This window comes from Burkholderia sp. SIMBA_051 (assembly GCF_046534915.1).
Classification (GTDB): domain Bacteria; phylum Pseudomonadota; class Gammaproteobacteria; order Burkholderiales; family Burkholderiaceae; genus Burkholderia; species Burkholderia ambifaria.
Window position 1 is genome coordinate 106,230 of sequence record NZ_JAWRXS010000011.1, and the last position, 26,766, is coordinate 132,995.

General features: G+C 66.8%; 20 protein-coding genes. 9 read left to right on the forward strand and 11 right to left on the reverse strand.

Annotation, left to right across the window (positions count from 1 at the left end):
- Positions 1-135: 135 nt before the first annotated feature.
- Both SB771_RS25565 and SB771_RS25570 read left to right on the forward strand, forming a co-directional pair.
- Positions 136-1,332 (forward strand): hydrolase, encoded by a 1,197-nt coding sequence (locus SB771_RS25565; protein WP_175659862.1) that lies wholly within the window; start codon positions 136-138, stop codon positions 1,330-1,332.
- Entirely contained in the window at positions 1,329-6,812 is a 5,484-nt protein-coding gene (locus tag SB771_RS25570) for an AAA domain-containing protein (protein ID WP_175660146.1), read from the forward strand. Before SB771_RS25565 ends, SB771_RS25570 begins: the two co-directional genes overlap by 4 nt.
- Before the next feature lie 192 nt (positions 6,813-7,004).
- On the opposite strand, the gene SB771_RS25575 is transcribed toward SB771_RS25570, so the two are convergent.
- The 3 genes from SB771_RS25575 to SB771_RS25585 form a co-directional block, all read right to left on the reverse strand.
- Entirely contained in the window at positions 7,005-8,132 is a 1,128-nt protein-coding gene (locus SB771_RS25575; protein ID WP_175659861.1) for a J domain-containing protein, read from the reverse strand.
- Between the two features lie 260 nt (positions 8,133-8,392).
- Positions 8,393-10,759 (reverse strand): DNA polymerase II, encoded by a 2,367-nt coding sequence (locus SB771_RS25580; RefSeq protein WP_175705305.1) that lies wholly within the window; start codon positions 10,757-10,759, stop codon positions 8,393-8,395.
- An 87-nt stretch (positions 10,760-10,846) separates the two neighbouring features.
- Positions 10,847-12,439 (reverse strand): ATP-binding protein, encoded by a 1,593-nt coding sequence (locus SB771_RS25585; RefSeq protein WP_175659859.1) that lies wholly within the window; start codon positions 12,437-12,439, stop codon positions 10,847-10,849.
- Between the two features lie 14 nt (positions 12,440-12,453).
- Here SB771_RS25585 and SB771_RS25590 point away from each other — a divergent pair, with 14 nt between their 5' ends.
- Positions 12,454-12,627, forward strand: a complete 174-nt coding sequence (locus tag SB771_RS25590; protein ID WP_175659858.1) for a hypothetical protein — start codon at positions 12,454-12,456, stop codon at positions 12,625-12,627.
- A 32-nt stretch (positions 12,628-12,659) separates the two neighbouring features.
- On the opposite strand, the gene SB771_RS25595 is transcribed toward SB771_RS25590, so the two are convergent.
- Positions 12,660-14,258 carry an EAL domain-containing protein gene (locus tag SB771_RS25595; RefSeq protein ID WP_244096751.1) on the reverse strand — a complete coding sequence of 533 codons (1,599 nt, stop codon included), beginning with the start codon at positions 14,256-14,258 and terminating at the stop codon, positions 12,660-12,662.
- On the opposite strand from SB771_RS25595, the gene SB771_RS25600 reads away from it, so the two are divergent.
- Positions 14,143-14,442, forward strand: coding sequence for a hypothetical protein (locus tag SB771_RS25600; RefSeq protein WP_244096765.1), 300 nt, complete (start codon positions 14,143-14,145; stop codon positions 14,440-14,442). The genes SB771_RS25595 and SB771_RS25600 overlap by 116 nt on opposite strands.
- Positions 14,443-14,754: 312 nt before the next feature.
- Here the strand turns inward: SB771_RS25600 and SB771_RS25605 are convergent, their stop codons facing one another.
- Positions 14,755-15,060, reverse strand: coding sequence for a hypothetical protein (locus SB771_RS25605; RefSeq protein ID WP_175659856.1), 306 nt, complete (start codon positions 15,058-15,060; stop codon positions 14,755-14,757).
- Between the two features lie 303 nt (positions 15,061-15,363).
- On the opposite strand from SB771_RS25605, the gene SB771_RS25610 reads away from it, so the two are divergent.
- Complete coding sequence (locus SB771_RS25610) at positions 15,364-15,648, forward strand: transcriptional regulator (RefSeq protein WP_175659855.1); 285 nt, start codon at positions 15,364-15,366, stop codon at positions 15,646-15,648.
- Positions 15,649-15,652: 4 nt separating this feature from the next.
- Here SB771_RS25610 and SB771_RS25615 read toward each other — a convergent pair whose 3' ends face one another.
- The 3 genes from SB771_RS25615 to SB771_RS25625 all read right to left on the reverse strand — a co-directional run bounded on the left by SB771_RS25615 (position 15,653) and on the right by SB771_RS25625 (position 19,577).
- Positions 15,653-17,275 carry a histidine-type phosphatase gene (locus tag SB771_RS25615; protein ID WP_175659854.1) on the reverse strand — a complete coding sequence of 541 codons (1,623 nt, stop codon included), beginning with the start codon at positions 17,273-17,275 and terminating at the stop codon, positions 15,653-15,655.
- Between the two features lie 185 nt (positions 17,276-17,460).
- On the reverse strand, positions 17,461-17,895 hold the full coding sequence (locus SB771_RS25620; RefSeq protein WP_011660023.1) for a hypothetical protein: 435 nt from the start codon (positions 17,893-17,895) through the stop codon (positions 17,461-17,463).
- Between the two features lie 323 nt (positions 17,896-18,218).
- Entirely contained in the window at positions 18,219-19,577 is a 1,359-nt protein-coding gene (locus SB771_RS25625; protein WP_175659853.1) for an NAD(P)/FAD-dependent oxidoreductase, read from the reverse strand.
- 100 nt (positions 19,578-19,677) lie between these two features.
- Between SB771_RS25625 and SB771_RS25630 the strand changes: the two genes are divergently transcribed.
- Positions 19,678-20,631, forward strand: coding sequence for a LysR family transcriptional regulator (locus SB771_RS25630; RefSeq protein ID WP_006749336.1), 954 nt, complete (start codon positions 19,678-19,680; stop codon positions 20,629-20,631).
- 39 nt (positions 20,632-20,670) lie between these two features.
- On the opposite strand, the gene SB771_RS25635 is transcribed toward SB771_RS25630, so the two are convergent.
- Positions 20,671-20,868 (reverse strand): hypothetical protein, encoded by a 198-nt coding sequence (locus tag SB771_RS25635; RefSeq protein ID WP_175659852.1) that lies wholly within the window; start codon positions 20,866-20,868, stop codon positions 20,671-20,673.
- A gap of 192 nt (positions 20,869-21,060) precedes the next feature.
- Here SB771_RS25635 and SB771_RS25640 point away from each other — a divergent pair, with 192 nt between their 5' ends.
- Complete coding sequence (locus SB771_RS25640; RefSeq protein WP_175659851.1) at positions 21,061-21,966, forward strand: helix-turn-helix domain-containing protein; 906 nt, start codon at positions 21,061-21,063, stop codon at positions 21,964-21,966.
- Between the two features lie 284 nt (positions 21,967-22,250).
- Positions 22,251-23,138, forward strand: a complete 888-nt coding sequence (locus SB771_RS25645; RefSeq protein ID WP_175659850.1) for an NAD(P)H-binding protein — start codon at positions 22,251-22,253, stop codon at positions 23,136-23,138.
- 34 nt (positions 23,139-23,172) lie between these two features.
- Here SB771_RS25645 and SB771_RS25650 read toward each other — a convergent pair whose 3' ends face one another.
- Together SB771_RS25650 and SB771_RS25655 are read right to left on the reverse strand one after the other, a co-directional pair.
- Entirely contained in the window at positions 23,173-24,375 is a 1,203-nt protein-coding gene (locus SB771_RS25650; protein ID WP_175659849.1) for a benzoate/H(+) symporter BenE family transporter, read from the reverse strand.
- Between the two features lie 223 nt (positions 24,376-24,598).
- The gene (locus tag SB771_RS25655) at positions 24,599-25,624 is read right to left on the reverse strand and encodes a fatty acid desaturase (protein ID WP_175659848.1); all 1,026 of its coding nucleotides are present in this window, start codon (positions 25,622-25,624) and stop codon (positions 24,599-24,601) included.
- Positions 25,625-25,929: 305 nt separating this feature from the next.
- Here SB771_RS25655 and SB771_RS25660 point away from each other — a divergent pair, with 305 nt between their 5' ends.
- A complete protein-coding gene (locus SB771_RS25660; protein WP_175659847.1) occupies positions 25,930-26,754 on the forward strand; it encodes a phosphate/phosphite/phosphonate ABC transporter substrate-binding protein in 825 nt (274 codons plus the stop codon).
- Positions 26,755-26,766 lie beyond the last annotated feature (12 nt).

Here is a 26,766-nt window from a genome sequence, read left to right on the forward strand (position 1 = left end):
CGCGTGCGAATATCGCCGTCGAGGCGATGAGCCACGCGCGTAGTACTGAGAAGCGGCCTCGATAGGGCGCTTTTCGACAGTTGCGGCAACGTATTCCGTCGGTAGAATCGGTACTTCCCTACCGGAGTGCCTCGCATGGACTCTCACGCCCCGAATCGCGGCGCGCTGGCGCCTCTCGCGTACCACGAAGCCGTGGCCGACTATTTGCAACGGCACGAGCCGGACGTCTGGCGCTGGACCGGTGAGCGCACGACGCTTGCCGAGCAGCGCGAATCGCTGCGCGCTTCGCTGCTGCGCGAGACCTACCGGATCGACGCCGATGCGCATGGCGATGTCCATGGCGCCCTGGCGCTGGCGATGGAACGACTCGGGATCGTCGACGTGCCGGCCACGCTCTATCAGTCGCCGGGCACCCAGATGAATGCGTCGCTCGTATTCGTACCGGGGGAGATCCACATCCTGTTGCAGGGCCCCGTCCTGGAGCGGCTGGCGCCGCCGGAACTGCTAGCGATCCTGGGCCACGAGCTCGCACACTATCTGCTGTGGTCGCTCGACGACGGCCGGTTCCTGAGAGCGGACCGGATCCTCAACGATGCGGTGGCCGCTCCGGGCGGATCCTACAGTCATCGCGAGACGTTTCGACGTTATGCGTTGCACACCGAACTCTTTGCCGATCGGGGCGGCGCATTGGCTGCGGGTGCAGTGGCGCCCGCCGTTTCGACACTCGTGAAGGTGCAGACGGGCATCAGCACGGTGGATGCCCAGGCTTATCTGCGTCAGGCCGCCGAAATCGAATCGAACGAATCGGGTGCCAGTGCGGCATTGAGCCACCCCGAGACATTCATCCGTGCCCGTGCGCTTGCGTTGTGGTGGGACGGCGAGGCGAGTCTCGACAGCTGGATCGACACGCGCCTGCACGGCCCGCTTTCGTTGGAGCGGCTCGACCTGCCGAGCCAGGCGCGTCTGCAGACACTGACGCGCGGGTTTCTTGCGCATTATCTCGATGGCGCGTCGCTGGCCAGCGATGCCGTATTGGCCCAGGTGCGTATGCTGTTCCCGGACTGGCGCGAGAACGAACCCGTTGCCGGCCCGGAAGCGTTCAACGCTGCTGGTATCGACGACAGCGTGCGCAGCTACCTGAACGCACTGATGATGGATCTTGCATTGGCAGACCCCGATCAGCGCGACGTGGCGTTGCTGCGCGCCGGGCAGGTTGCCCGGGCGCTCGGCAGTCTCGATGCATTGCAGCTCAACCTCCGGCGCGACGCGGGCCTCGGCAAGCGCGATCTCGAACGTTACAAGCGGCAGCTGGCCGAGGAGAAGGATGCATGAACGACAGGATCGCCGACGGTGCGCCGCGCACGCTGCGTACGCTGATAGCCGCGCAGGCAGGCGCGGCATTGTCGACTGACGACGTGCTCGTGCTGGTGCTGCCGCTATTCGGGCAGGTTGCGGAACTGCACGCGCACGGCAAGGTGGCGGCGCTCGACACGGACAGCATCGTGATCGGCGAAGGGGGCGGGCTGGCGCTGCGACGCCCTGACGGCGAAACGCCGCAGATGGATGTCGGCGCGGTGCATGGCGTGCAGCCGCACCCCGCATCGGGCCTGAACATCGTCGGCGCGCTGCAGCTGGATCACGCGCCCGACGGCCATCACAGCCAGACCGATCTCGCATTGCAGCTTGACGCGGCGGCGCCGGTCGAGCGTCCCGTTTATTTGCCCGGGTACGCGAGCTGGGAGCGATCCATCGGCCATCACGACGAGATCACCGACGTGTTCATGCTGGGGATGGTGCTGGCCAGCCTCGCATGCGGGCTGAACTTCGAAACCGAAAGCGACCTGCGCGCGTTCGTCGAACATCGACGCAATCTGTTCGTGCTTCACGAACGGCTGCATCCGATCGTCGCGGCGGCGATCGTCGAAATGACGGAAGTGAACCGTCATGACCGCGCGACCGACGTGGCAGCACTCGCGATGCGCCTGCGCACCTGGCGCGAGCAACCGCTCAGCGTGGACGTCGAGCGCGCGCTGGCCGGGGCGACGGGCGCGGCGTCGCGCCGCGGTGCGGTATTGACGCACCTTCGCGACCGGCTGTTCGATTTGTCGCGTCGGAACCGGCTGCTGCATTTCCGCCCGACCGCGGCGACCGTCAACCTGACCGTGGCCAGCGTGCCGCTGATGCTGCAAATCGAAAGCGTGCGCCCGGAACACATCTGCACGTGGGGTGGACCGTTCGCGGCCGACGTCGTGGCCGGCAAGGCCGTGCCGCTGCAGCAATGGCTGCGATTCGACGATCAACCGTACCTGCCCGCGTCGCTGGACCGATTGATCGCCGATACGCGTCGCGAACGGGCCGAATTCGGCTTCAGCAACCTGCGTCTCGTGGTCGCGTTCCTGCGCTGGCACAACCTGAAGGAGGCACCCGACGAGCGCATCGTGTCGCCGCTGCTCTGGTTGCCGGTCGAACTGGTCAAGCGCAAGGGCGTGCGCGATCAGTACGTGATCCAGTGCACCGGCGGCGACGCCGAATTCAATCCGGTGCTGCGCCACCACCTGAGCCAGCTCTATGACATCCGGTTGCCCGAGATGGTCGACCTGGGCAAGATCACGCTGGCCGAGATTCATGCGGATATCCTGGCGCAGATCCGGCGTTCGGAACCGTCGGTTGAGCTTCGGCTCGTCGACAAGGCGTCCGTTCGGCTGGTGCGCCAGAAGGCGCAGCAGCGCATGCAGCAATACCGACGGCGCAAGCCCGCTGCGGGGGCAGGTGATTCGCACGGCGGCCGGCTGCCTTCGTTCAGCTATGCGCAGGACGATTACCGGCCACTCGGCCGCGCGTTGTTCGAGGAGTGGGTGCGGCCGAGCGAGCTGCCCCAACGTTTCGAGGCCGGCGCCGCGCCTGGCGCCAGCCTGCGTCGGCCGCAGATGGCGGATGCCGCGGCGGAGGCCGCCGATGAGCGGCAGGGTTACGTCCTGCAGGAATCCGACGGGCATCGCTACGCGTGGGATCTCGACCTCACGCAGGTGACGCTGGCCAATTTCAACTACAGGAAGATGTCGCTGGTGCGCGACTACGCGCAACTGCTCGACGAAACCAGCGTGAATCCCGCGTTCGACCGGGTGTTCTCGATCGAGCCGCGCGAGGTGGAAACTTCCGCGGCCGCGCCGCTGCCGGCGGGCGAGCAGTGGAACGTGGTGGCTTCCGATGCGACCCAGAATGCGTCGGTGAGCCTGGCGCGCAGCCAGCGCAGCTTCATCATTCAGGGGCCGCCCGGCACCGGCAAGTCGCAAACCATTACCAACCTCATCGCCGATTACGCGGGGCGCGGTAAGCGTGTGCTGTTCGTGTGCGAAAAGCGCGCGGCGCTGGATGTGGTGTTTCACCGGCTCAAGCAGAGCGGGCTGGATGCGCTGTGTTGCCTCATCCACGATTCCCAGGCGGACAAGAAGGCGTTCATCGCCGATCTGAAGACCTGCTACGAGCGATGGATCGCCCAACCGCACGACAGCGACGCGCTGCACGCACGACGGGCGGCGCTGATCGATGCGCTCGACGTACAGCAGCGACGCATCGATGCATTCGAAGCGGCGATGGCGGCGACACCCGACACGCTGGGTGCCAGCGTGCGCACCTTGCTGCGCCGGCTGGCCGCGCAGCCGGTGGCGCCGGACGTCGGCTTGGCGTTGCGCGAGCGCCTGCCGGCGCTCGCCGTATGGGACCGCCATGGCGAGCTGACCCAGCGCGTGCATCGTGCGATGCGCGAACGATTCGGCGCGAACAGCCTGGCTTCGCAACCGTTCGCGCGGCTGTCGGCGGCGCTGCTGGCCGACGAGCGGGCATTCGGGCGGGTCGAGCAATTGTGTCAGGACGCCGACGCGCTGTTCGACGCTCTCGATCCGGTGCTCGACAGCACGGTGGCGTCGATCGGACATGACACGGCGCTGTCGCGTGCATGCGCGATCGCCGCCGACTGCCAGTGGCTGATCGATACCGGCCTCGCTGCGCATCTCGACGTGCTCGATCCCGAGTCGTCCGCGCAGACGGCATTGCGAGAAGTTCGCGACGCGTTGTCCGCGCACGCAGACGCGCTGACGGCCGCGCAGGCTGCCGCCGTGCACTGGCGAGACAAGCTGTCGCCGGGCGATACTGCGTCGGCACTCGCAATCGCGCGCCGGTTCGAGGCGACCTCGATGCGATGGCTGCAGCCGGCATGGTGGCGGTTGCGCGGCGAGCTCCGGCGTCGTTACGACTTCGCGCAGCATGCGGTACATCCCGGCTACGTCAAAGTGCTGGAGCAGCTTGCCACCGAGCAGGCGGCGGCTGCCGCACTCAACGCAGCCGATGTCGATTGCCGCAAGCGCTATGGCGTGAACGAAATGGCGGCGTTCCTGCGCGCGCTGGCCGAGCTGGAGGCACGGCTGGCGTCGGACGGCGAGCTGCGTGAACGGATCGCGCATCTGCGTCAGGCGGTCGATCCGCTTGCTGCTTTGCGTATCGATGCCGGCGCACGCGAGGCGCTCGACAAGCTCACGCATCGCATCCGCGACAACCTGGTCATGGACGATGACGTGTCGCTGGCCGAAATCGCCGAAGTGCTGCGCGATCTTCGGGAGGGGCTGGACGACTTGCCTGACTTGCTGCCGCTGTTGCGTGCAGTGCACGCGGCCGACCCCGCGTATGCGGCGACGCTGCGGTCCGTCGACCTCGCGCCCACGGAGCTGGAGGCGCTGATTGCCGACGAGGCGTTGCGCCGCCTGGAGCGCGAGAATCCGGTGCTCGCCCGATTCGGCGGCGCGGCGCTCGCACAAGCTGCGCGCGCTGGGGCCCGGATCCAGCGCGAATTGCTGACCGTGAATGCCCAGGTCGTCAGCGCGACGTTGCATCGGCAGTTTGCCGACCACGTGCGCCAGTCCTCACTGTCGGCCACGCAACTCGATGCCGACGGCAAGACCTTCAAGAAGCGCTACGCAACCGGCCGGCGCGAGCTCGAACACGAATTCGGCAAGAGCATGCGCCACCGTTCGATCCGTGATCTTGCCGATGACGAAACGGGCATGGTCGTCAACGACCTGAAACCGATCTGGCTGATGAGCCCGCTGTCCGTATCCGACACGCTGCCGCTGTCGCCCGACCTGTTCGACGTGGTGATCTTCGACGAGGCCAGCCAGATACCCACCGAGGAATCCGTGCCGGCGCTCAGCCGTGCCCGGCAGGTCGTGGTGGTTGGCGACGAGATGCAACTGCCACCCACGAGCTTTTTCACGGCAGCGGGCACGGAAGGCGGGGACGAGATAGTGATCGAGGAGGAGGGCGAGCGCATCGCCATCAATCTCGATTCCGACAGCCTGTTGAATCAGGCGGCGCGCAACCTGCCCGCGACCCTGCTGGCGTGGCATTACCGCAGCCGGCACGAAGCGTTGATCAGCTTCTCCAATGCGGCGTTCTACGATGGCCGTCTCGTTACGATTCCCGATCGCGTGCTGGAGCGTGCCGACGGGGACGGGTGGTCGGTGCGATCGAGCCAGGACGACGCCGGCATGGTGGGCGCCGATGCGCTGCTCGCTCGGCCGATCAGTTTCCACCGGCTCGACGACGGCGTGTACGTCGAACGCAGCAACGTGCCCGAAGCGCGCTATATCGCGTTGCTCGTACGCGAGATGCTGCGCCGGGAGACGGGCCTGAGCCTCGGCATCGTCGCGTTTTCCGAGGCGCAGCAGAGCGCGATCGAAGCAGCGCTGGAGGCGCTGGCGGCCGAAGACGCCGATTTCGCCGCGAGGCTCGAGCGCGAGTACGTGCGCGAAGACGACGACCAGTTCAACGGGCTGTTCGTCAAGAACCTGGAAAACGTCCAAGGTGACGAGCGCGATGTGATCATCCTCAGCATCTGCTACGCGCCCGGTCCCGACGGCAAGATGCTGATGAATTTCGGGCCGATCAACCAGCGTGGCGGCGAGAAGCGTCTGAACGTCATCTTCAGCCGCGCGCGGCACCGGATGGCCGTAGTCTCGACGATTCACGCCGATGCGATCACCAACGTGCACAACGACGGCGCGGCCGCGTTGCGAGCATTCCTGCAATTTGCGCAGGCCAGCGCCACAGGTCAGTTCGACCGCGCGCAGGCGGTGCTCGGCGCGCTGAATCAGGGCGCCCGCGATGCGTTCACGCGGCGGACGTCATCCGACGCCATTCGCGATGCACTGGCCGAAGCCCTGCGCGCACGCGGTCACCAGGTCGATATCGACGTCGGTCGTTCGCAATTCCGCTGCGATCTGGCGATCGTCGGTTCGTCGAAGCGGGACTATGCGCTCGCCATCCTGCTCGACAACCCGGCTCATGTCGTGGCCGATACGGCAGAGCGCTACGTATTCCGGCCCGGCATCCTGCGTGGCTTCGGCTGGCGCGTGCTGGACATCCCCGGGAAGGACTGGCTGGATGACTCGGCCGCGGTGCTTGCACGCATCGACGCCATGCTTGCCGATGGCGAAGACCGAGCATTCGACCAGGAAATCGAATTGCCGATGCCGGCTGTTCAGGCACCTGGACCGGCACCTGCGCAGACGGAGGCCGTGGCGGCCGCCGGCGTGCCGACGGATTGCGTGCGATCGCTGCGATTCGAGCAGGGCACCTCCAGCAAGTTCTGGCGTGCCAGCCTGCGGGGCACGGAGCTGAACGTGACCTATGGTCGGATCGGATCGGCCGGGCAGGCGAACCTCAAGCAATTCGAAACCGTCGAACGTGCGCGGCGCGAGATGGACAAGCTGGTGGCGGAGAAGCTGCGCAAGGGCTATGTGGAAGACCCGGCCGTGTGACGACCGGCGGCCGATACGCCAGCGATGCTGGCGTTGCGCACGCAGCAGTGGTCGGATTTCACGTTCTCGACGTTTCTTGCGTGGATCGACAGCGTGTTCAACTCGACGGGCGAGGCGGGGCCGATCTCGGGGCACAAGGCGTAACGCGGGTCGCGTGAGTGCGGCGGCGCGCAGGGGTGCGCCGCCGTTTCGTCAAAACGAATCGTCATCGAAGCGCGACGACGCAGGCCGGCGCTTCATGTCCTTCAACCAGTCCCTGACCTTGTCCGGATCCTCGAACTCGCGCAGCGCCACGGCGAGATCCTGATTGCCGCGCTGCATGCCGGCAGTATCGCGCGTGAGTATGCGCATGACGGTATCGGGCGCAACCTTGGTGGACGACGCGATGCCGTATGTGCGCCGGAAATCGTTCTCGACGTGCTGGATCTCCTGGTCGAGCTCGCGGATCTGCTCTTCCAGGATGCCGTTGTAGCGCGTGAGCCGCGCTTCGCTGAGCCCGTCGATCGCACGCCGGTCGATCTGCTCGATCTCCAGCTGCAACTCCAGCAACTGCAGCAGATTGCCCTTCGCATAAGCGTGATTGACCCGCTGCATCAGCACGGTCTTGCGTTCCTGCTCGCGCGGATCGGTTTCGCGATCGGGGTGCAGCGCGCTGGCGAGCTTCCGATAGATCTCGCGGATCGATTTGTTCGATTCGGCCTGCTCGGCTTCGATCCGGGCTTGCGCGGCCGATTGCCTCGGCGCTTTCTTGCGCTTCGCGCGCTGGGCTTCCCGGGCTGCGTGAGCGGCCATGTCGCGCTCGAACTGCGCGTCGAGTTCGGCTTGCAGCCGCTCGGCGAGCTCGTCGGGGGACAGTGCGTCGAGATCCTCCGGCGATTGCGGGTCGGGTTCCCGTTCCGGTTTCGTCGGCTCGGGATCGGGCTCAGCCGCCGCGTTGCCGACGTTCCCAGATCCGACATGCCGGTTGTAAATGACCTTCAGCGCCGCGTGGTCGCTAACCTGCATTAAATCGCGCGCCATATCGACGATCAGGTCGGACAGCGTGCGTTGCTCGGCCTTGCTCAAGCCCTTCTGCAGGAACGCGTCGTCGAGCAGGTGCAGCAGTTTGATCCGCAGCGCGGTGGATTCCTGTTCGAGCGGCAACAGCGCGTCGACGAACTTCTTCTGAAACGCCGGCATCACGGCGTCCCACGCGCCGAGACGCTCGCGCCGCTTCTCGATCTGCTTGACGAGCGTATTGAACGTTTTCTGGGCTTTCGACAGGCTGGCTGTCTCGTGACCGGGCGCGATGGCGACCGCGGCACCGCGACGTGCGGTCATGTGAGTATCCTCCGGCCGCGGCGGGACGCGCGGCAGGGCGGTATTTTAGCCGGATGGGCGTGGCGCCGCCGGCCTTCGGTGTTTCGATGCGTGGCCGCGAGCCGCGTGACCGCGCCAGGGCGAGCGGAAAAGGCGGGACGGCGCTGGGCCGGTTACGTGAGGACGGGGAGGGAACGGGGGCGCGACCGGTCATCCGGCCGGGCAGACGGTCGCGCGCATGCGCCGCAAAGACAGCGCCTGCCGTCCCCCCGCCTCCAATCTCAAAACAACTGCCCCTGCCCCGAAATCACGCGTTCGAAATCGTCGCGCAGGAACGGCAGGATCGCATCAGCGACCGGTTGCAACTGGCGGCTCACATAGAACGCGTAGTCGATCGGCGAGCGCATCGTCTCGAGCGGCTCCGGGCCGGCCGTCGTCATCACGTAGCTGATCCAGCCGCCGCGCTGGTACTGCAGCGGCCGGCCGCGCGCCTGGTTGAATTCGTCGGCGATCCGCGCGGCGCGCACATGCGGCGGCACGTTGCGCTGATATTCGCTCAACGGCCGGCGCACGCGCTTCCGATAGATCAGTTGTGCGTCGTATTCGCCGGCGAGCGTGCGGCGCACGTAGTCGCGAATGAAGTCCTGGTACGGCTCGCGCTTGAACACGCGCCGGTAGAGCTCGCGCTGGAATACCTGCGCGAGCGGCGTCCAGTCGGTGCGCACCGTTTCGAGCCCCTTGAACACGAGGTCATCGTCGCCGTTCGCCGCGACCGCGAGGCCCGCATAGCGCTTCTTGCTGCCTTCCTCCGCGCCGCGCACCGTCGGCATCAGGAAGCGGCGGTAATGCCGCTCGTATTGCAGTTCGAGCGCGCTTTCCAGCCCGAAGCGATCGCGCAGGTGCGCTTGCCACCAGCGGTTCACCTGCTCGACGAGCGCGCGGCCCTTGGCGGCGGCGGCATCGTCGTCGTGCTCGCGCCCGAGCCACACGAAAGTCGAATCGGTGTCGCCGTAGATGACTTCGTAGCCCTGCGCCTCGATCAGCTCGCGCGTGCGATGCATGATCTCGTGGCCGCGCATCGTGATCGACGACGCGAGGCGCGGATCGAAGAACCGGCAGCCCGTCGAGCCGAGCACGCCGTAGAACGAATTCATGATGATCTTCAGCGCCTGCGACAGCGGCGCGTTGCGCTGGCGTTTCGCTTCGTCGCGGCCTTCGGACACGCGCCGCACGATGTCGGGCAGGCAATGCGCGGTACGCGAGAAGCGCGCGCCGAGAAAGCCCGGCACCGACGCGTCGTCGCTCGGGTGCGCGAGCCCTTCGATCAGCCCGGCCGGATCGATCAGGAACGTGCGGATGATCGACGGATAGAGGCTCTTGTAGTCGAACACGAGCACCGAATCGTACAGCCCGGGCCGCGAATCCATCACGAAGCCGCCGGGGCTGTTCTGCCCCGTCACGTCGCCGAGGTTCGGCGCGACGTAGCCGAGCCGGTGCATGCGCGGCAGGTACAGGTTCGTGAACGCGGCGACCGAGCCGCCGGTGCGATCGGCCGCGAGGCCCGTGACGCTCGCGCGTTCGAGTGCGAAGGACAGCAGGTCGGCCTTCTCGAAGATGCGCGTGACGAGTTCGCAGTCCTTCAGGTTGTAGTGTGCGAGCGCGGGCTTGTCGTGATCGAAGCGGCGCTGGATCTCGTCCATCCGCTGATACGGATTGTCGACGGCCTTGCCTTCGCCGAGCAGCGACTGCGACACGTATTCGAGGCTGAACGACGGGAACGACCACGTCGCCGATTTCAGCATGTCGATGCCGTCGAGGATCAGGCGGCCGGCCGCACCCGCGAAGAAGTGGTCGGGCTGTTGACCATGCGCGCGCCACTCGAGCACGCTGCCGCCGCGCCCGAGCTTCAGCGGCACGCCGTATTGCTCCGCGTGCGCATGCAGGATGCGCAGGTCGAACTGCACGACGTTCCAGCCGATCACCGCATCGGGATCGTGCGCACCGAACCAGTCGTTGAGCCGCATGAGCATCTCGGCCCGGTTGTCGCAGTAGTCGAGGTTGAAGTCGACGGCCGGCGCGTCACCGTTGGGCGGCCCGAGCATGTAGACCTGCCGCTGCCCGCAGCCTTCGAGCGCGATCGAATACAGCTCGCCGTGGACGCTCGTCTCGATGTCGAGCGACACGCAGCGCAGCGTCGGGCGATAGCCGGTCGCGGGTTTCAGTTCGCCGTCGGTCAGCGTGCCGTCGCGGCCGGCCGTGCCGCGAAACAGCACGGGCGCCGTGATGAAGCGCTCCATCGTGTAGCGGTCGGGCGGTTGGATGTCGGCTTCGTAGACGTCGACGCCGGCCGCGGCGAGGCGTTTCTGAAGCCCGGACAGATTGCGGTAGCGGCGGCAATAGAGGCCGGCGACGGCGCGCTGGCGGAAGTCGCGCAGCGCGAGCGGGCGCAGTTCGGCATCACGTTCGCCGGCCAGCGTGCGTTCGGCGAGCGCCTGCTGCTCGGCCGGCATGAACGCGACGGCTTCCTGCGGGCGCAACCGTACGCGGCGCGGGCCGTGTTCGGTTGCCAGCCAGAACTCGATCTCGATGCCGGACGCTGTGTCCCGCCAGTGGCGGGTGAGGATGAAACCCTGCTCGAACTCCGTCAAAACGCTTGCTCGTATGGATGCTCAGGCGGCGGATTTTAGCCCCTCTCGCGGCTTCCGCGCGTCGCTCCGCGGTGGCCGTGCCCATCGTCACAGCCGACCGCGGCGCCGCGCATCGTCCTCCACGCGCGCGAGCAGGCTGTCCAGCGCCTCGATCGGAATCGGCTTCGCGAAATGATCGTGGAAGCCTGCGTCCGTGGTGTCCTGTCGGTCCGACGAACGCACATGTCCGGACAGCGCGACATAGTACGAATCGGGGGCGGCGCCGGTCGAGCGCAACGCGTGGAGCAGCTCGAACCCGCTGACGTCCGGCATGCTGAGGTCGATCAGCATCAGATGCGGCGCGAATTCGCGGGCGAGCGGCAGCGCATCGCGCGCGTGGTACGCGACACGGGACGTGTGGCCCTTGATCTGCATCAGGATGGCGAGCGTGTCGGCCGATTCGCGGTTGTCGTCGACGATCAGGATGCGCAGCGCATGCGTGGAAGATGGCGCCGGCGCCTTTTGCACGTGCTCGACCGCACGATTCGATTCCGCGATCGGCAGCCGGACCGTAAACGTCGACCCCGCGCCGATCCCGGCGCTGTCGGCCGTGATGCCGCCACCATGCAGGTCGACGAATTTCTTGCTGATCGCGAGCCCAAGCCCGAGCCCGCCGGGCGCGTGGCGCTCCGCGGCATGCTCCTGCTCGAACGGGTCGAAGATCGATTCCTGCGCGCCGGGCACGATGCCGATCCCGTAATCGACGATCTCGATCGCAACCACGTTCTGCTCGGTGCGCACGTGGAGCTCGATGCGCTCGCCGTTCGGCGAATACTTCGACGCATTGTCGAGCAGGTTGTACAGCACCTGGACGAGCCGGACATCGTCGCCGTGAACGATCACGGGCGCGGGCGGCAGCCGCACGATGATCCGCTGCCCGCGCGCGTCGACCTTCGGCTGAATGCCCTGCACGCTGCGGTACACGATATCGCGCACGTTCACCGGCGCTTTCTTGAGTTCCACCTTGTCGGACTTGATGCGTCCGATGTCGAGCAGATCGTCGACGAGCCGGACGAGCTGTTCGATCTGGCGATCCGCGATGTCCTTGCATTGCGTGAGCGCCGGGCCCAGTTCGGACGCCGGCAGGCCTTGCAGGATGCCGATCGTATGCCGCAGCGGCGCGAGCTGGTTGCGCAGCTCGTGCGCGAGCGTTGCGATGAAGACGTCCAGCCGCCGCGTGGCCGCTTCGAGTTCCTCCACGCGCTTGCGCTCGGTCATGTCGCGCGTGATCTTGATGAAGCCGCGCAACTGGTGCGACTCGTCGCGTACGGCCGTGATCGTCACGCTGGCCCAGAATCGCGAACCGTCCTTGCGTACGCGCCAGCTTTCGTCCTGGAAGTGACCGTACGCGGCGGCGGCTTCGAGCGCGTGCGCCGGGCGGCCGGCCGCGATCGCATCGGCTGGATAGAAACGCGAGAAATGGCTGCCGATGATTTCGTCCGTCCGGAAACCCTTGATGCGCTCGGCGCCCGCGTTCCATGTCGCGACGTTGCCGTGCGGGTCGAGCATGAACACCGCGTAGTCGGTGATCGACGCGACGACCGTCTGGAAGCGGAACTCCGCATAGCGGTCGAGCAGCGGCTGCTCGTGCTGGGCCGGCGGTGGGTCCGAAGGGATGGGCTGCGGCTGGTCTGGCGTCATGATCGGAAAACTCGTTGAACCTGTCGATCGCGCTGCGAATTCCATTATGGCGCGATGGATTCATACCCGGTCGCGCGGCGGTCAGCATCGCAGAGAGCATAGCCGTGAAACGGCGCCGGATCAAAGCGCCCGGCCGCGCCCGGGGCGCGCCGGCCGACACCGGAGCCGACACCGGAGCCGATACCTAAGCCGATACCTAAGCCGGTACCTGAGCCGACACCTAAGCCGGCATCGGCGCGAAATCCCGCTTCAGGTCGGTCGGCCGCTGCGGCCGCTGATACAGGTAGCCCTGTGCGTACTGAATCCCGACCGCATGCAGCGCGCGATGCTGCTCTTCCGTCTCCACGCCCTCGGCGATGATCTTCAGCTCGTAGTGGTGCGCGACGGCCGCGATGCCTTCGATCAGCCTGGCATTGCCGGTCGTCAGCTGCGAGATGAACTGGCGATCGATCTTCACGTAGTCGAACGGAAAGCGCGACAGCATGTCGAGGTTGCTGTGATGCGTGCCGAAGTCGTCGATCGCGAATCTCACGCCCGTCGCGCGCAGCGCGGCAAACATCGCGGTGGTGCGCGCATTCTTTTCGAGCAGGATGCGCTCGGTCACTTCGAGCACCAGCGTGAACCCCGGCGGAAGCGCGCGGATCGTCTCTTCCACGACGGACACGAAGCGCGGACGCTCGAGATCCTTCGGCGCGACGTTGATCGCGATGCGCAGCGGCATCGCCGGCTCGAGCGTGGTCAGTTCCGATACGGCCGTGCGCAGCACGAATTCGGTCACCTTCGGCAGGATCGAGCTCGATTCGACCTGCGGGACGAACACGGCCGGGCTGATGGGCCCCCATTTCGGATGGTGCCAGCGCAGCAGCGCCTCGACGCCGACGGTCCTGCGCGTTTCGACGTCGACGATCGGCTGGTACACCACATGAAACTCGTTGCGCTTCAACGCATTGCGAACGGCCTTCAGCAATAGCCGGCGCGGCGCCATCGCGAGCAGGTACGCGGCTGCGACGAGGCCGTTCACCAGCAGCGCGATCGTCACGCAGATCAGCCGGTAGTGCCGTTGCACCTGCTGAACATAGGATTCCGACGACGTGACGGAAACCGTGAACGGCCACGCGCCCGAGGCGATCGTGCTGCCGGCCGACGGGGCCGCGTGGAACGCCGGCACGAACTCGCCATGCTGATCGAGACCGCCCGCGCCGTTGACCGACAGCATCGCGGTTTCCGCGCCGAAGCGCGCGCCGTGCGAGAGCATGTCGGCCACATAGTCGCCTTCGATCAGGTAAAGCACGCCCGAGGCGGGCGCGGTTGCACGAAACACCGCCAGCACCGGGACGCGATGCTGGAACGGGGTCTGCCGAAGCAGCGTGATGGCCGTCATCCCGGGTGGCGGCGCGTGCACATACGCGTCCAGCGACACGTCGATCGAGCCGAGCGCCGACGAGCACGTGACGCGACCGTCGTTGGCCAGCGCGACGGCGCGCAGATAGCGCAGGTGAGTGCCTACTTCGGCGAGGGTCCGGAAGACCGTCGCGCAGGGTCGCCCGACCAGCGCGGTCAATTCGGCCGGATGTCGCGAGCGCACGCCGTCGAGGATGCGGTCGACCGAGATCACGATGTCGTTCGCGACGACGCGTTCGTGCTCGGCTACCGATTCGCGTGCGAGGCGTTCGGCCACGATGAGCGCCATCGCGAGCACGAGGATGCAGATGATCAACGCAAGCGAGAAGACGATATGCGGCCACGCACCGCTGCGCTGGAATGCGGGTTTTGAGCCCGGCGGGGCTGATTCTCCGATCGCGCTTGTTGTTGTATGCATGGCAATGCAGGTCGAACCGGTCGAGGGATTGGCGCGAAGCATTTGCCGTGCCTGGCCGGGGCAACGGGCTCGCGCCGAGATCTGGACGCAAATCGATTCTATGCTTGCGGTACGCAAGCCAACGCATCGCGACGGAGTCACGGGATTCGACGCGCATCGCTATCCATGCATTCATTATGTATAGATATCGACGTCGCGCACCGAAAAAAAACCCGGCCGCATCGGTGTGCGGCCGGGACAGAAGAACACCTTCTCTTGGCACGAGGATGGTGCGCGGCAAGTATATGACGCGACGCACGATTGCGAAATATTGTTCGTCAACAAATGGTGTAGTTTTGTGATTGACTCTCAACGGGAAATATTCGCGCAACGGTGCGACGCCGCGATCTCTCGGTAATTTGCTGTCAACGCCGTTCAACCTGCGGGATGTGGGGGTCTTCCTTCTGGGTTGGGGAATACCCGAGCATGACTGGCGCGCCGTCGGGCCGCCCGCGCTTCAGAAATCGTTGCGCATCTTGTGGAACAGGTCGCGCGGCGATTGGTGCGTGTCGACGGCGGTGAGGATGTCGGTCAGGAACCACGGCAGGTTCAGTTGCGTGTCGGAATCGCCGACGCACACGCGGATCGGCGGGGCCTTCGACGTGGCGCGGGAGCCGGGCGCCGTGCCGCCAGAGGCGGAGGTGGACGACGGTACGCAGTTTTTCGCTTGCTGCGGAAGCGGCGACGCGGTACTGCCGGCGAGCGCCGGCAAGCTGGCGGCGGCAAGCGCGATCAGGATGGCGAAAGGGGCGGCGCGTTTCATATGACTCTCCGGCGATGCACGTTCGACACCGTCGGCGAACCGGAGTTCGAGATCGCCGGCGGCCGATCAAACGTCAAGAATCGTTTGGATCACCAGCCGGACGCTTGCGATGTGGAATGCGCTCATTTATCGTGCCGCCACGACGGCGCCGGCAAGTTCGATACGGCGCGTCAAGCCAGATCGCAAGGAGCATTCGTCATTACCGCATTCAATCGTCGCACGCATCTTCGTGCCTTTCTCGTGGCATCGATCGCCTGTCTCAATCTGTCGCAGCCCGCAGCCGCTGCCTACACGGAATCGTGGATGAACGATCAAGACGTCAAAGCGTACGCGCAGCAGCACGCCAAGCATGCGCCCGTCGCGACGAGCAGCGCGACGGCCGTGAAGCCGGCGCGGCAAGCCGTTCGTTCGCCGTCGAAGGCGCCGGCCGCGGCGCATGCCGACGCGAAGCCCGCGTCGAAGCCACACGCGGCGCCCGCGAAGCCGCGCAAGGTTCAACATGCGGCCAGCGCCGATCCGAAGGTGCACGCCGTCGCGAAACCGAAGGCCGCGCCGGCTGCACACACGATTGCAACGCTCCAGCGTTGACGCGTCACTGATATCCGTAACAGCGCTTCAATCCCGCGTAGTCATAGTAGTGACTCGCCGGCGCGATCTTCGCGTCGTCGCATGCGGCCTGGAAATCCGTCTCGCGCTCGTTGTACAGCATCTTCACGACGAGCCGCGAGCCGTTGCGATACACGTCCCATTGCATGTTCGCGGCCATCGGTGACACCTGGTCGCCGCGCCACGGGTTGTTCGCATACGAGTAGGTCTGCGCCTGCGGCGTCGGCACGAACACGTTCTTCAGGTTCATGATCGACGCGAACGGAATCACGATTTCCGCATGCGTGAAGCGCAGTTTCGCGGCGCGCGTCAGGTCGCCGCGCGCGATCGCGTCGACCTCGTTGAAGAAGTCGTCCTGCAGCACCTTCGCCATCCGGTACGTGACCGGGTTCGCTTCCTGGATGCCGGGCCCCTTCTGGTAATAGTCCTCCGCGTCCTGCAGGTAGGCGAGCGTCTGCGCCTGCTCCGCGCCCAGGTACTTCTCCATCGTGACGCCGCCCGTTTCGGCTGTCATCGCGGGCGCGACCTGCAGCAGGTTGTACAGCACGTTCACCGCATCGACGGCCGACGCGATCTTCGTCTTGCCGTCGCCCTTCAGCGTGTTGGTGAACTTGCCGTCCGACGACGTGAACGCGTAGGTGCCGGTGTTCGCGAACGTGTAGCCGTCGGTGCCGAGCTTCGCGATGAAGGCCTGCGACACCAGCGCGGACAGCACCGTCTGCGCGACTTCCCCGACCTGCGGCGCCGCCTTGATCGTCTTCAGCTTGTCGGCGACCGCCGCATCGCTCGAATAGGCCTGGTATGCCTGGCTCGCCTGATAGGTCGCGTAATACGGATCGGACGTATCGGTCACGAGATCGGTGGCCGGCTTCAGCGAATGGAAATACAGCAGGAAGCGGTTGGTGCCGGCGGGCTGCGCAACCGGCGCGCTCGCCGGATAGCCGGACGGCGCGGCCGGCAGCGTGATCGCGGCGGCGAGTGCCGGCTGCGCGGCGACGAGCGCGGCGGAGAAGTAGGTCGAACTGTCGACCGCGCGGTCCTGCCCCGAGTTGACGACGACGATCTGCCGGCCGCCCGACGCGAACAGCGCCGGCAGCCGCTGCGCGAGCCGCGCGGCGAGCTGCTGGTGTTCGCGGATGCCGGTTTGCGTGAGATTGCCGTAGCCGGGCGTTGAAATCCCCTGCACGCCGTAGCCGAGCAGTGCGTTGGCCTTCATCATCGCGTACGTGTCGGCCTTCAGCTGCGCGCCGAGCGCGGTCAGCGCGCCGTCGGCCTCGGCCTTGACCAGCATCGAATAGATCGCGCCGTCGTACTTGAACCCTGACAGTCCGCGCGAGCCGTGCCGTGCAACGAGCTCGGTGTAGACCGGTGCGTAGCCGGCCGGCGGCGCTTCGTAGGTCGCCGCGTCCTGCTGCGGACGATACGGCGTTTTCGTCTGGTAGTAGGTCGCGGGTTCCGGCGTGGGTTTCGGTTGCGGAGGCTGCGGCGTCGGCTGCGTGCCGCTGTTGTCCGCCGACGTGGCGGGTGTGCTGGACGCCTCTCCGCCGCACGCGGCGAGCAGCAGGCAGAGGACAGCGATGGCGGAGGCGGTACGGGTCGGGCGTGTCATCGTGGCTTGAAACGGGCGGAACGACGCGGGAAGCGCGTCGTCCCGTCTCCGGGCGGATTGGGTCGAACCCGGAAGTGTTGCAAGCGACTTTGACAGCAGAATGTCAGGCTTTGGTCGGGCAATCGTCGGTATCGTGCCGGATTGCGATCGGCCGGCGTGAGCCGGCCTGTGTGCAGGTGCTCAGTTCAGTGCACGCCTGCCGATGCGATCGATCGCACCGTGTCGGTGATGCGCACGCAACGCGACAGGCCGAACGTCTCGGCTTCGCGGCGTTCCGGTTCGCTGCTCGCGACCCCCACCGCGCGCTCGGGCGGCACGCCCAGCGCCTGCAGCGCGACGTCGAACGGATGCTGATTTGATACGGAATCCTGCTGATTGGCGTCGGTCACGACGACCGAGAAGCGGTCGAGGTTCGCACGGCCGAACTGGCCTTCGAACATGTCGCTGAGCCGGGCGGCCGGCAGCGTCGTGACGAGACCGAGCCGGTATCCATGCTCCGACGCGCTGTCGAGCCACTGGATGATCGCATCGCGCTGGTTGCGCGATTCGTGCGAATCCGGTGTCGCTTCGATCTGCGCGAAGGCGGCGTCGAGACGGGTGACGATGGCTTCGATGACCACGGTGATTCCTCTCCTGAGACGTGACGATCCGTTCGCGGACGGGAATGCCACACACCTTAGCGTCGATCCGGAATAGGCGACCAATTAATATTTATGTCCGACTCATACGATTCGCCTAATGAATGGGGTGGCGAGCCATAGCCGGCGTGGAAGGCGCGCGATGCGATGTGTTCCGCACGATTTGCATCGTATCGACGGGCTTGAACGTGATGCACCAAAGGTGCGCGCACGATGAATGCACCGGGTATGTGCATCAGAGAAAACGGCGTATCGGGCGAGGTGCGCCCGATACGCCGTCATGCGATGTCGCGTGCGACCGCTGATCAGTGCAGCTTGATCGACGGCTGGTTGCGGCTTTGCAGCCAGTGGCTCAGCGACTGGAACAGCGCGCGCTTGAGTCCGTACACGCTGAACAGATGCTTGCGGTACAGGAACTTGTACAGCCCGATCGCGGCGAGCCCGTCGACGATCAGCGAGCGGGAACGCACGCCGAGGTCGCCCTGATACACGGCGCCGGCCTGGCCGAGCGACACGACGGTGCCCGCATCGCGGAACGTGAAGCCCGCGACCGGCTTGCCGGCGAGGCGCCGCGCGAGCGCTTCGCCGAGGTACACGGCCTGCTGGTGCGCGACCTGCGCGCGCGGCGGCAGGAAACCGCTTGCATCGGCCGACGGGCACGCGGCGCAGTCACCGAACGCATACACATGCGGATCGTCGGGCGTCTGCAGCGTATCGGTCACGATCACCTGGTTCGACCGGTTGAGCGCGATGTCGCCGAGTTCCCGCAGGATCGCGGGGCCCGCGACGCCGGCCGCCCAGATCGTGATGTCGCTCGCGAGCCGCTCGCCGGTCGCGGTGGTGACCGCATCCGCGCCGACTTCCGCGACGCGCGTATCCGTCAGCACGTCGACGTTCAGCGTGCGCAACTGCGCGTGCATCCGGGCCGACAGCCGTGCGTCGAGCGCCGGCAGGATGCGCGGGCCGCCTTCGATCAGGCGGATGTGCACGTCGCGTGCGGACACCAGCGCCTTGAAGCGATACGTCGTCAGCTGCTGGATCGCGTGGCGCAGCGCCGCGGCCAGTTCGACGCCCGTCGCGCCCGCGCCGATCACGTTGATGCAGATCGGTGCCGCGGGTCGCGCCGGCTGCTGCTCGGCCAGGTGGTTCGCCTTCGTGCAGGCGGCGAGGAACTTGCGGCGGAAATCCTCGGCCTGGTCGAGGTTTTCGAGCGGCAGCGCGTGGCGCGCGGCGCCCGGCACGTTGAAGAAGTTCGTCACGCTGCCGACGGCCAGCACGAGATCGTCGTAGCCGAGTGCGCGCTGCGGCAGGATCTCCGTGCCGTCCGCGTCCTGCACCGCGGCGATCGTCGCCGTGCGTGCCGCGCGGTCGACCCGATGCAGCGCGCCCTGCACGAAGCGAAAGCCGTGGCGCTTCGCCTGCGCCGCGTATTCGATCGTGTGCGAGGCCGGATCGCGATGGCCGGACGCGGCTTCGTGCAGCAGCGGCTTCCAGAAGTGCGTCGGATAGCGGTCGACGAGCACGACGTCGGCTTGCCCGCGGCGGCCCAACGTGTCGCCGAGGCGCGTGGCGAGCTGCAGGCCGCCGGCGCCGCCGCCGACGATCACGATGCGCGGCACGCGCGGGGCGCGATCCGTTGCAAGGGTAGGCGTGATGTTGTCCATGTTGTGGCTCCCGCTGATGACGATTCGGATGACATTGCTCAAGAACCGACGATATAGTTTCGAACCTACTAGAACAATTCAATGTTTATAAGCGACTCATATGTATTCACTTATAGGAAAGACCGCGACGTTCCGGCAGCTGAAGGCGCTGGACATGATTGCGCGGCTCGGCAGCGTGTCGCGCGCGGCCGAGGAGCTGAACCTGACGCAGCCGGCCGTGTCGCTGCAGGTTCGCCTGCTCGAGCAGGCGGTGGGCGCCGCGCTGCTGCAGCGGGTGGGGCGCGGTGTGCAGCTCACCGCGGCCGGAGAAATCGTGTCGCGCTATGCGCGCGAGATCCTGCATCTGTGGAGCGAGGCCGGCGACGAAGTGGCCGCGCTGACGGGCGATCTCGGCGGCACGCTGCGGATCGGAGCGATCACGACGGCCGAGTACCTGATCCCGCCGCTGCTGGTGAAGTTCACCGCGACGCGCCCGCACGTGAAGACGTATTTCAAGGTCGGCAATCGCGACGACATCATCCGCATGCTCGCGACGCATGAAATCGATCTCGCGGTGATGGGCAGCGCGCCGAAGGAGCTGCGCACGCACGCGGTCGAGTTCGCGAAGCATCCGATGGTGTTCGTCGCCGCGCCCGGCCATCCGCTGATGCAGCGCAAGCGCGTCGCGCTGAAGGATCTCGAATCCGCGCACCTGCTCGTGCGCGAGCGCGGAGCAGGTACGCGCTCGACCGTCGAGAGCCTGTTCAAGACGTCCGGCTACCGCTTTCATGTGGGCTCCGAACTGTCGAGCAACGAGGCGATCAAGCAGATGGCTGAAGCGGGGCTCGGCATCGCGTTCCTGTCGTTGCACGCGTGTGCGCTCGAGCTGCGCACCGGGCTGCTCGGGCAACTGCCGTTTCCGGGCAATCCGATCGTGCGCGAGTGGTACGTGATCACGCTCGCCGACCGGCGGATCTCGCAGGTGACGGGGCTGTTTCGCGATTTCCTGATCAAGCAGGGCGCGCCGGTGATCGACGGCGCGACGGTCGCGTCGCACGAGCGGCGGCGCAAGTAGGCGGATGAAGTGAGCGCGTGGCGCCGTGCATGTCGACCGTCAGACGAGCCCGAAGTCGTCGTTGCTGTCGGGAATCGATGCGAGCAGCCGTTCGAGCCGGTACCAGCCGATCATGCGCAGGCACCACGACGCGATAGCGATCCGATCGTGACGGGGCGCGGGGCGGGCAGCGCGGTGGGCGCCGCGGGACGATGAAGCGGTGGTGAACGCCGCGCGGTGCGGGCAGTAATGGGGCATGACGGTCTCCGGAGGTGTCGGATGCGGCCATCGTAAGCGGCGCCGCGCCCGTCGGCGCGCACGCAAGGATGGGCCGGAGCAGAAACGGATGATCATTTTTCCGCGTGGCGCGGGAATGGCCGTGCAAGCCCGGCGAGCGGCCGGAAAACGCGTCACAATGCGCGTTCGACCCACGACTGGTGGAGCAGAACCATGAGCGATCCGATTCTCGCCGCGCCGACCGACAACGGTGTGCCGGTCAGCCTGCGCTCGAGCCGCGGGCTTGGCTGGCACGGCTTCGGCGCGTCGCTGCTGGAGATTCGCGCGGGCACGTACCGGATTCCAGCCGCCGAGCATCACCGCATCGGCGTGCATATCGGTTCGCCCGTGCGCGCGGATTGCGTGTGCGACGGCGCACGTGTGTCACGCATCCAGGCGCATGGTGACGTCGACGTGATTCCCGCCGGCCTGCCGGGCGAATGGACCGACAGTGCCGACTGCCGGATCCTGCACATCGCGCTCAGCGATACGTTCGTGCGGCGCACGTTCGACCAGCTCGAGCTGAAGCCGTCGCAGGCGCAAATCCGCCGCCGGCTGCAGGTGCGCGATCCGCGGCTGCAGCACATCGCATGGGCGATGGCCGCCGAACTCGAAGCGGAAGACGCGTCGGACCCGCTCTATGCTGAGAGCCTGTGCACCGCACTCGTCGCGCGACTGGCCGACAGCCAGCCGGCGTTCCGCGAGCACCGGCGTACGCTCGCGCCGAAGGCGGCGGCGCGCGTGATCGACTATGTCGAAGCCAACCTCGAGCGCCGCATGACGCTCGCCGAACTCGCGGCGCTCGTGTCGATCAGCGTGCCGCATTTCAAGGTGCTGTTTCGCGAGACGCTCGGGATGCCGGTGCATCAGTATGTGGTGCGGCGCCGGGTCGAGCGCGCGAAGGCGTTGTTGCTCGAAGGCCGGCTCGGCATCAGCCAGATCGCGCTCGAAGCGGGTTTCGCGCATCAGAGCCACATGGCGAGCTGGATGAATCGCGTGCTCGGTGCGACGCCGACGGAGATCGCGCGGTCGGGCGCGCGCGGCGGGCTGCGGCTCGCTTACGATGGCGAGGACCATTGATCGACCGTCGCGCGAGACGGGTTCTCCGCCCGGACGCCGATCGGCGAGTCTACGCTCCGTCAGGCGTAGGACCGCTCCAGCTTGGCCGGCAACACCAGGTTAGTTTCTAATCCAAGCCGATTGTCCAACGGCCTGTTGGACAATTACCGGGTCCTGCCATGCAGCGGACATCGTCGGCAATCGCCAAAACCGTCATCCATTCCTGTCCGGGGCATCCGTCTGTGCGCGCCACGTTGGTCGCGCGTGCCGACAATCACCTCACCTTCATCCCCCAGGAGCGGATCGTGTTCGTGATTTTCGGAGCATCAGGCAACGTCGGCTTGTCGACCGTGACGACCCTGCGCCAGGCAGGCCATCCCGTGCGCGCGGTGCTGCGCGACGCACGCCAGCGAGAACGCTTTGCGCAACTTGGCTGCGACGTGGCGATCGCCGACCTGACGGACGCTCGCGCGGTCGCCGCGGCGATCGACGGCGCGCAAGCCGTGCAGATGCTGTGTCCGGTGCCCGTCGCCGACAGCGACCCGGCCTCGACGATGGCGCGGACGATCGACATCGTGACCGGTGCGCTCGTCGCGAATCCGCCGCCGGCGCTGCTTGCGCTGTCGGACTACGGCGCGGAGCGCGACGGCAACACGGGCATCACGCGGCTCTTTCACTATCTGGAGGAGCGGCTGAAAACGGTCCCGACACAGCTCACGCTGCTGCGCTCGGCCGAACACCTGCAGAACTGGACACGCGTGTTGCCCGTCGCGCTCGGTACCGGCGTGCTGCCCAGCTTTCATCATCCGGTCGACAAGGTGTTCCCGACGGTCTGGGCGCCCGACGTGGGCGTCGCGGCGGCGCGGCTGCTGCTCGATCGGACCGAAGCGGGCAACGGGGCACGTATCGTCAGCATCGAAGGACCGCGGCGCGTGAGTGTGCGGGAGATCGCCGACACGCTTGCCGCGAAAGCCAATCGGGAGATCGTCGCGCGCGAACTGCCGCGCGATGCATGGACCGCGACGCTGTTGCGCGCGGGGCTCAGCGAACGCCACGCACAACTGATCGTCGATCTGTACGACGTGCACAACGCGGGGCAGATCGATGTCGAGGCCGGTGTGTCGGAGCGGGTGTACGGCACGACGACACCGGCGGAGGCGCTCGCCGCGCTGGTGCGCGAACACGCGCGGTGAGCGACGCGGCGGCCGAAAGGGCGCGCGATGCGCGTTACGCCGGCCGCCGCACCCTGCTCAACACCGCATACGCGATGGACCCGATCACGATCCCCCAGAACGCGGAACCGAGCCCGAGCCACGTCATCCCCGATGCGGTCGCGAGGAACGTGATCACCGATGCTTCGCGATGATCCTCGTCCTCGAAGATGCCGTGCACGTTCGCGCCGATCGCGCCGATCAGCGCGAGGCCCGCAAGGATCGCGACGAAAGCCTTCGGCAGCGCGAAGAACAGCGTGACGATCGTCCCCGCGAACAGCCCGCCGATCAGGTAGAACACGCCGTTCGCGAGGCCCGCGATATAGCGCCGGTCCGGATCCTCGTGCGAGTCCTTGCCGGTGCAGAGCGCCGCGGTGATCGCCGCGACGACGATCGTGATTCCGCCGAAGCACGCGACGACGAGCGACATCACGCTGGTCGCGGTGATGATCGGCCGGGCGCTCGTGTGATAGCCCGACACGCGCAGGATCGTCATGCCAGGCAGGAACTGGCCGGTGAGACTGACGACGACGAGCGGCAGCGCGAGGCTGAGCGTGGTGCCGGGCGTCCATTCGGGTGCGATGAAGATCGGCCGCGCGATGCTCGGCGACACGCTGCCGAGCTGCGTCATGCCGAGCAGCGTCGCGAGTGCCGCGCCCGTCAGCAGCACGAGCACGATGCTGTAGCGCGGCAGCAGGCGCTTGAAGATCACGTAGGCCGCGATCATTCCGAACCCGAGCACCGGCTGCGCGGTCGCGGCGGAGAACGCGTGCATGCCGAACGGCAGCAGGATGCCGGCCATCATCCCGCACGCGATGCCGCGCGGAATGTGACGCACGAGCCGGTCGAAATAGCCGGTGATGCCGATCACGAGGATGATCAACGCGGCCGTGATGTACGCGCCGACGGCCTGGTTCAGCGTCAGTTGCGGAAAGAGGCCGACGAGCAGCGCGGTGCCGGGCGCCGACCACGCGGTCACGACCGGCACCTTCAGCTTCCAGCTCGCGAACAGCCCCGACACGCCCGCGCCGATCGAGATCGCCCAGACCCACGACGTCACCATCGCGTTGGACGCATGCGCGGCCTGCGACGCCTGGAAGAAGATCGCGAGCGGGCCTGCATAGGAAATCAGCACCGCGAGAAAGCCCGCGGTGATCGCGGAGACGGACCAGTCGTTGCCGATCGAGCGGATCGCGCCGGGCGAGGTGTTCGGTTGCATCGTCGTAGGGGAATGCGGCGCGCGGCCGGAGGCTGAGCCGGGGCGAATGATTGTTGGAAGCCCCGGACGAGCCGTCATTCTGCGCATTGCCGATGGAATTGGCAATTCGCCGATGAGGAGCGATATTGTCGGCTATTCGTAAGGAATGCGAGCCGACCGGACGGCCTTGCGGATGCGCGTTCGACTCGGGCGGCGTCACGATGCAGCACGGCCCGAGCGCGCATCACGTACTGATCTGAAGATAGCCGTCGATAGCGGCCACCGTCGCGCCGCTGCCGGTCGACAGCGACGCCGTGCCCTGGTCGAACGGATGCACGGCCGTGTCGGTCGGCGTCCACGCATGGCGCGCCAGCAGTTCGCGATACCCGCCGCGAATCACGAAGCCGCCGCATTTTTCCGCATACGCGTCGCGCCGCATCCGGTACGCGCGCGGCAGGTCGTACCACGGCAGCTTCGGCAGGTCGTGATGCACGAGGTGATAGTTGTTGTTCAGGTACAACAGCCGCATCGCGAAGCCGGCTTCGTTGATCACGATGCGCGCCTTCGGATGTCGCGCCGCGCGGTGCTCGAACAGCGAACGGATCATCGCGAGCGACAGCGCGGGCCACGTGACCGCCAGCAGGTAGTACCACCACGGCACGCCGATCGCCCATTGCAGCCATGCGAGCAGCGCGATCACGCAGGCGGCGTGCGTGACCCACATCCGCAGATAACGGAAGTCGCCGCGCCGGAATGTGCGGAACGTGTCGATGAACATCGCGACGACGCTCATGGGCGGCCCGAACACGAGACGTCCGACGAAGGTGGTGCGCGCAACCGTCAGTGCGCGACGCCAGCGCGGCAGTCGCGCCCACTGCTCGCGAGACACATAGTTCGTTTCCGGGTCGACGCCCGGCACGGTCAGGTCCTCGTCGCGGTGATGATCGAGGTGCGTGTCGCGGTACAGCGTGTACGGATACCAGATCGTCAGCGGCGGATAGCCGAGCAGCCGGTTCACGAACGCGGAACGCGTCGGATGGCCGTGCAGCAGCTCGTGCTGCAGCGACATGTGCCACGCGCCGAGCAGGATCAGCGGCGGAGTCGCGGCCGCGAGCGGCAGGCGTTCGGCGCGCACGAGCAGCAGCACGGCGAGCCAGCCGCCGTAGATCGCGACGACCAGCAGCCAGGTCGGCCACTCGGTGCGGGCGGTGAAGCGGGCGTCGAGCGTGGCGATCGCGCGCGCGTGGTCGACGTCGAAGTATTCGGCCATGGTGCTGAGGCGGGATGAAACGGGTAGTGCGGGCGATGCGGGAAGCGGGCGAGCGCGCCGGTGCGGGGCGTGATGCGATGGGCCGACAGGCGTCGCGGCTCGCGATCGACCGCTACAGCGGCATGCGACCGCGTTGCGACAGTGGAACGCTAACCGGGCTGCATCGTCAGACCAACCAAGCAATTCGCATTTGCTTATCGCCGCGCGGCCGATAAGCATTGGCAGTCTCCGCCCGGTGCCGAACCTCGCGGAAATGTGGGCGAACCGGCTTTCTTACGGGCACATCCGATGCGTAGAATGCACGAATGAGCCAATGGATCGCCGGACTGCCGATGTACAACGTGACGCCGCGCCACGCCGCACTGTGGCGTGCGTTGCTGCGTGACGCGCTCGATGCATTCGCGCGCGCCGGCGGGCCTGCCGACGTCGTGCTGCTGGATGAACCGTTCGGCGATCTGCACGCGCTGTGGTGGCGCAACGACCTGCTGTTGTCGCAGACGTGCGGCTATCCGTACCGGATGCTCGGCTTGCGCGATGCCGTGCACCTGATCGCGACGCCGGCCTTCGATGCGCCCGGCTGCGACGGCGCGCGCTACAGCAGCGTGCTTGCCGTGTCGGCGCGCGTGCATGCGGGCGGCGCGACGACGCTGGCTGCATGTCGCGGATTGCGGGCCGCATTCAACGGCGACGATTCGCACAGCGGGATGAACGCGTTCCGGCATGCGGTCGCGCCGCATGCGCATGACGGACGTTTCTTCGGTTCGGTCATGTCGTTCGGCTCGCACCTGAACGTGCTGCGCGCGTTGGCGGCCGGCGACGCCGATTGCGCGGCGATCGACTGCGTGACGTTCGCGTACGTGCGCGACGCGTTGCCCGAGCTGTTGAACGAGATCCGGATCATCGGCATGACGGCGTCGGCGCCGGGGTTGCCGTTGATTGCGTCGAAGACGCTGGAATGGGAGCGGGTGGAGGCGTTGCGGGATGCGCTCGATCACGCGGTCGCGGTCGATCCGGAACGGGCGAACGTGCTGCGGCTGAAGGGATTTGAGCGCCTGCCGCCGGGCGCGTACGACACGATTGCCCGGTTCGCGCGGGACGCGGCCGCGCATGGGTATCCCGAGCTGGCGTGATGCGGCGGCGCG

Excerpts from the sequence above, each read along its gene's own strand:
- SB771_RS25600 (WP_244096765.1), top strand. The coding sequence starts at position 14,143 with ATGCAGATGATCAACGCAAGCGAGAAGACGATATGCGGCCACGCACCG.
- SB771_RS25630 (WP_006749336.1), top strand. The coding sequence starts at position 19,678 with ATGTATTCACTTATAGGAAAGACCGCGACGTTCCGGCAGCTGAAGGCG.
- SB771_RS25640 (WP_175659851.1), top strand. The coding sequence starts at position 21,061 with ATGAGCGATCCGATTCTCGCCGCGCCGACCGACAACGGTGTGCCGGTC.
- SB771_RS25610 (WP_175659855.1), top strand. The coding sequence starts at position 15,364 with ATGAACGATCAAGACGTCAAAGCGTACGCGCAGCAGCACGCCAAGCAT.
- SB771_RS25655 (WP_175659848.1), bottom strand. The coding sequence starts at position 25,624 with ATGGCCGAATACTTCGACGTCGACCACGCGCGCGCGATCGCCACGCTC.
- SB771_RS25565 (WP_175659862.1), top strand. The coding sequence starts at position 136 with ATGGACTCTCACGCCCCGAATCGCGGCGCGCTGGCGCCTCTCGCGTAC.
- SB771_RS25615 (WP_175659854.1), bottom strand. The coding sequence starts at position 17,275 with ATGACACGCCCGACCCGTACCGCCTCCGCCATCGCTGTCCTCTGCCTG.
- SB771_RS25570 (WP_175660146.1), top strand. The coding sequence starts at position 1,329 with ATGAACGACAGGATCGCCGACGGTGCGCCGCGCACGCTGCGTACGCTG.
- SB771_RS25660 (WP_175659847.1), top strand. The coding sequence starts at position 25,930 with ATGAGCCAATGGATCGCCGGACTGCCGATGTACAACGTGACGCCGCGC.
- SB771_RS25650 (WP_175659849.1), bottom strand. The coding sequence starts at position 24,375 with ATGCAACCGAACACCTCGCCCGGCGCGATCCGCTCGATCGGCAACGAC.
- SB771_RS25585 (WP_175659859.1), bottom strand. The coding sequence starts at position 12,439 with ATGACGCCAGACCAGCCGCAGCCCATCCCTTCGGACCCACCGCCGGCC.
- SB771_RS25595 (WP_244096751.1), bottom strand. The coding sequence starts at position 14,258 with ATGCATACAACAACAAGCGCGATCGGAGAATCAGCCCCGCCGGGCTCA.
- SB771_RS25625 (WP_175659853.1), bottom strand. The coding sequence starts at position 19,577 with ATGGACAACATCACGCCTACCCTTGCAACGGATCGCGCCCCGCGCGTG.
- SB771_RS25605 (WP_175659856.1), bottom strand. The coding sequence starts at position 15,060 with ATGAAACGCGCCGCCCCTTTCGCCATCCTGATCGCGCTTGCCGCCGCC.
- SB771_RS25635 (WP_175659852.1), bottom strand. The coding sequence starts at position 20,868 with ATGCCCCATTACTGCCCGCACCGCGCGGCGTTCACCACCGCTTCATCG.
- SB771_RS25575 (WP_175659861.1), bottom strand. The coding sequence starts at position 8,132 with ATGACCGCACGTCGCGGTGCCGCGGTCGCCATCGCGCCCGGTCACGAG.